Origin of the sequence: Alistipes sp., assembly GCF_048465575.1 — a bacterium.
Lineage (GTDB): Bacteria > Bacteroidota > Bacteroidia > Bacteroidales > Rikenellaceae > Alistipes.
In genome coordinates this window covers 1-4,866 of sequence record NZ_DBFWLG010000020.1, presented here as the reverse complement: position 1 = coordinate 4,866, position 4,866 = coordinate 1, and the positions used below count along the sequence as shown (strand labels likewise).

General features: G+C 42.6%; 7 protein-coding genes and 1 pseudogene. All 8 read right to left on the bottom strand.

What is annotated here, in order from left to right:
- Positions 1-146 (bottom strand): annotated as a pseudogene (locus ACMQ11_RS06305) (arsenate reductase ArsC); the annotation flags it as partial.
- A gap of 5 nt (positions 147-151) precedes the next feature.
- A complete protein-coding gene (locus tag ACMQ11_RS06300; RefSeq protein WP_418991915.1) occupies positions 152-946 on the bottom strand; it encodes a cation transporter in 795 nt (264 codons plus the stop codon).
- 15 nt (positions 947-961) lie between these two features.
- A complete protein-coding gene (locus ACMQ11_RS06295; protein WP_418991914.1) occupies positions 962-2,302 on the bottom strand; it encodes a permease in 1,341 nt (446 codons plus the stop codon).
- Positions 2,303-2,313: 11 nt separating this feature from the next.
- Entirely contained in the window at positions 2,314-2,547 is a 234-nt protein-coding gene (locus tag ACMQ11_RS06290) for a thioredoxin family protein (RefSeq protein WP_418991913.1), read from the bottom strand.
- A gap of 58 nt (positions 2,548-2,605) precedes the next feature.
- Complete coding sequence (locus ACMQ11_RS06285) at positions 2,606-3,313, bottom strand: aromatic aminobenezylarsenical efflux permease ArsG family transporter (RefSeq protein WP_418991912.1); 708 nt, start codon at positions 3,311-3,313, stop codon at positions 2,606-2,608.
- A gap of 6 nt (positions 3,314-3,319) precedes the next feature.
- A complete protein-coding gene (locus tag ACMQ11_RS06280; protein WP_418991911.1) occupies positions 3,320-3,754 on the bottom strand; it encodes a nitrophenyl compound nitroreductase subunit ArsF family protein in 435 nt (144 codons plus the stop codon).
- A gap of 11 nt (positions 3,755-3,765) precedes the next feature.
- The gene (locus tag ACMQ11_RS06275; RefSeq protein WP_418991910.1) at positions 3,766-4,269 is read right to left on the bottom strand and encodes a TlpA family protein disulfide reductase; all 504 of its coding nucleotides are present in this window, start codon (positions 4,267-4,269) and stop codon (positions 3,766-3,768) included.
- Between the two features lie 55 nt (positions 4,270-4,324).
- On the bottom strand, positions 4,325-4,651 hold the full coding sequence (locus ACMQ11_RS06270; protein WP_418991909.1) for an ArsR/SmtB family transcription factor: 327 nt from the start codon (positions 4,649-4,651) through the stop codon (positions 4,325-4,327).
- Positions 4,652-4,866 lie beyond the last annotated feature (215 nt).

The window sequence follows — 4,866 nt, the reverse complement described above, 5'->3', positions numbered from 1 at the left end:
ATAACAGCAACCGCCGTCGGATTCACTTGCCGGGCGGGGTTCGTTCCTGCCGAGTGTACCTCTAAAGAGGCATCGAATGACTGCAAAAAACCATGTGCCATTTGGCTGCGGCAACTGTTGCCTGTACAAAGAATCAATATTTTCATCTTTTTTACTTTGATAATTTCAATATACGTAAAGCACCTCTAATAACCAGCAAGAATACAATTGTACCAAGAATCAAGTCCGGAAGTACTGTGTCAAATTGCCACACCAAAAGGCCTGCAATGATGACACCTGTATTGATAATAATATCATTGGATGAGAAAATAATACTGGCTTGAATGTGAGCATCCTTGCTTCTCGTTTTTTGCAGTAAGAACAAACAGACTATATTTGCCAGCAGTGCGAGAAATGATACCCCTATCATCACTTGAAAATCTGGAATAGTTTCTGCTGCGACAAAACGTCTTACAACCTCTGCAAAACCCAAACAGGCAAGAAACAATTGGATGTACCCACATATCATAGCGATACGTTTCTTTCTTGACACGACAGCTCCCACCGCCAACAGGCTAAGACCATAAACAAAGGCATCGGCAAGCATATCCAGACTGTCGGCAATCAATCCCATAGAATGGGAAAAGAACCCCGTACTCATTTCGACAAGGAAAAACGCGAAGTTGATGGCTAAAACCAGCCACAAAGTTTGTCGCTGTTTGTTGTCCCCCTGTGATCGAAAATCTCTGTCTGATGCAATGCTTTCAATAAGCCGGACACCTAAATCTAATTTCTGTAAGACGTTTTCAATAGAATCGTGGTCGCCGCTATGAAAAATAGTCACTGTCCTTTGGCTCAAATTAAACTCCATGCTCTTGATATTCTGTAAATCTTGTAATTTAAAACGAATCAAATTCTCCTCACAAGGACAATCCATCCGTTCTACTTTATAAATCGTTCTCTTCATAATACATCTAAATCCTCAAAAAAAGTTTCCAAATACAAATCCCGAAATAGTAGCCATAACAATGACAAGTGCAACATACACCGTCGTTTTTTTCGTTCCCATCACGCCACGGATCACCAGCATATTCGGCAACGACAACGAGGGGCCAGCCAAAAGCAGGGCAAGCGCGGGGCCTTTACCCATACCGGAGGCGAGCAACCCCTGAATAATCGGAACTTCTGTCAGCGTGGCAAAATACATGAATGCCCCCGTGAAACTTGCAAAGAAATTCGATAGCAACGAATTTCCACCCACAGCCCATTCAATCCAGCTATTGGGAATAACCCCGGCAATAGATGTATTATCGTGCGTTGAACCCAGCAAAAACCCGGCAGTCACGACGCCGATAGCCAGCAACGGTAAAATCTGTTTTGCAAATCCCCACGAAGATAATGCCCACTCCCGGTTTTCGTCATCCCGCTTGTCAAAAAGCAATATCACTGACAATGCTGCGATCCCTACTATCATCGGTACAAGCGGAACCAATTTGGCATTAGCGATAAATGCTCCGGCAAGGAATGCTGAAAGCAGGGTAACAGCCGCACCCAGCACCACCCATGTGGCACGCAATTTCAATATCCGGATAAGCGACCAGCACATCAAAAGCGCAAAAACTCCCGTTATATACCATTTATAGGCAAAAATATAAGACCATAAACCCGTATCCGATGCAGCAGGCGCACCCCAATTGGCAAACACAAGGATCAGCACCAGCGTAAAGAAATGAAACGAGGTTTGCCACATCGGTCGTTTTTCGGGTGGAGGCACAATATTCATCTGCTGCTCCTTTTTCGCCTTCTCTTCCTTGCGGAAAATAAAAGACATAGCAAGACCGATTACCACCGAAAATAAAATTGCTCCGATAATTCGAGCCACACCCATCTCGAAACCCAGAATCCGGGCCGTCAGGATAATAGACAAAATACTGATCGCCGGGCCTGAATAAAGAAAAGCAATCGCCGGACCTAAACCTGCACCACGCTTATAAATACTGGTGAATAACGGTAAAATGGTACACGAGCATACCGCCAGAATACCGCCGGAAACCGCTGCCACCGTATAAGACAGCCATTTCTTTGCATTGGCTCCGAAATATTTGAGAACCGCTCCCTGACTGACAAAAACGGCAATCACACCTGCAATAAAAAAAGCAGGCAACAAACACAACACAACGTGTTCCTGTGCATACCATTTCGACAAATCGAGCGTGGCATCTATCGCTGTCATAAACCGCTCATTGCCGAGTGGCATAAAAAAGACAGCCACAAAAACGGCGACAATCCAAAAGAGGATTTTCAACTCCTTTTTAGTATCCATACAAAATTGAATTAAATACCGAGCATCTTTTTAACCTCATTCTCTGTCGGAACGTGCCCTTTGATCTTTACCTCTCCATCCACAACCACCGCCGGGGTACTCATAATATTGTAATTGAGCAATTCCATAATATCCTCCACTTTGGTAAGCGTCACATTGAGATTATTCTCGTTCACTACCTTCTCAATCATTTCATAGGTTGTCTTACACTTGGCGCAACCAGCTCCTAAAACTTTAATTTCCATAATCCGAACTATTTAATTGTTAATTGTTATTCGTTTAATTACGAACATTATATGAAAATCACATATACATCAGAATGCAATAATACAAACCGATCATCGTAAATAATCCTCCGACAATCCGGTTCAACCATTTCTGGATAGTTTGCATTTTGCCATAAAAACTACTGATATGCTGTACACTGAAAGCCAATATCCAAGCCACCACCAAAACAGGTAGGGCAGTTGCTATTGCAAAAACAACCGGAAGCAGATAACCAGCCGGAGCCGTTGCAGACATTGGAATCAGCATCCCGAAATAAAACACTCCGCTCGTAGGGCAAAACGCCATAGCAAACAACATCCCTAACAATAAAGCTCCCCAGCCCCCGCGTCGCGCCAAACTCTCTCCGTTGCCTTTGAAGCCGAACGACGGCAACTTCAGCTTATGGCCGAACAACATAAACAAACCGATCAGCAACAAAGCAGGGCCAAGTATCATTTCACCGTATTTGCCGATAAACTTTTGAATACCGAACAAACTCGAACCCTCTTTCAACACGAGAATTAACACAATGCCCAATAAGGTATAGGCAATCACACGACCGAAAGTATATAACAATCCATTGCGAAAAATGCGGCGACGGTTCTCAATATCCTTTCCGATAAACCCGATTGCTGCAATATTGGTCGCTAACGGGCAGGGCGATACAGCGGTTAGTAACCCCAGCAAAAAAGCGGTCAGAGCCGGGGTTGTACTGCTATCCAACAAAGATTGTAGCCACTCCATAAGCCATTATTTTAGCATTTCCTTAACCTTCTTCACCAATCCCTCCTTGAATGTATCGGGAGCGGTACGCGCATTTGCAAAAGAATATTCGGTCATATTCTCCTTACTTTCCTTGCCGTCTTTCCATTTGCTGACAAAAAGCGACGACCATGTCACCTCATACTTATCGGCGATAGCTTCATTTTCAGCTTTAGAAATATCAATCGTCCTGAATATTACCGTACCATTTTTCAATTCATCGGCAAAAGCTGCCTCTATTGCGGCCTTTGCATTCTTTTCTATCGCCATACACGTTGCGCAACGCTGCTTACCGTGAAAATAAAGCACTTCTACACGGTCTTTTTCTGCTTGTTTCTCCGCTGTTTTGTTCCCTTTCGCATTACTATTACCGCAGGCGAACAATCCCAAACAAATCGTCAATAATAAAATTACTCTTTTCATAATCTTTTGATTTAACTGTTTTTATTGATTTTATCAACCAGCTCCCTGAAAAATATCCCGGAATCGAGAGAGCCGTTTGTTATTTTGCTTCTGAAAATCTCCTTCCCGGTTCGGTCAAAAGCGATCCATTGAGGTGGAATAATTATATTATAGGTTCGTGCCAAATCTCCATTCTTATCCATAATGACCTCCCAATCCCATCCATTTGTACTGACAATAGGCTTTACACGGGAGGCTGTACGCTGATCATCCACAGATACCAAAACCACCGTTATCGGTTTTTCTTCATTCTCATATTCCGACCACACCTCATACAATTCCTCTATCATCGTAATATTATTCGGGCAACACGTTTTCCAAAAAACAAATAAAGTAGTCCCTTTCTCCGATGTAAAATCCTTGAGGTTCCTTGTCCTCCCTTTCATATCCTTTACAGACTGTTCCGGCCAATAACTTTGTGCCCCGCACACCATTGTAACCGATAGGGCAAAGAGTAAAAAAACGAGTTTTTTCATATCTTTAATATTTGTGATTCGTCGAATTACGAACATAATAACTAAAAAAATAGCCCTATCCGCAACAACTGTCCTGCTTGGGGCAACAGTTTTCAAACAGCGTGATAAACAACTTTTGAGCGATAAGCCAATTTCCCCTGTTAATGCAATATCTCACTTTAGGCGGCTCAATAGAACCCTGAATTAATCCGGAATCTTTTAATTCCTTCAAATGTTGCGATACGGTTGCTTTTGCAATAGGCAACACCTCATGTATATCCCCGAAAAAACAACAATCCTGCTTTGCCAGAAAGTGAAGTATGGCAATCCGGGCCGGATGCCCCATGGCTTTAGCGAAACGGGCAAGTTGTTCTTGGGCTACGGTATATTCCTTATTTTCCATTCTCATTCTTATTTGTTGTTCGCAAAACTACGAATGATTTTTTGAAAAGGCAAAAATATCTCCTGTTTTTTTGTTTTTTTTAATCACGGAGATACATATTTAGTACCTCCGTGATTGACTATAATTTCATTTTCTTCCCTTGAAGAGGATAATCATCTACGGACTTTGATCGGATAGCATGAATATGTTCACCAATGAATTGTGAAGTGGATAAC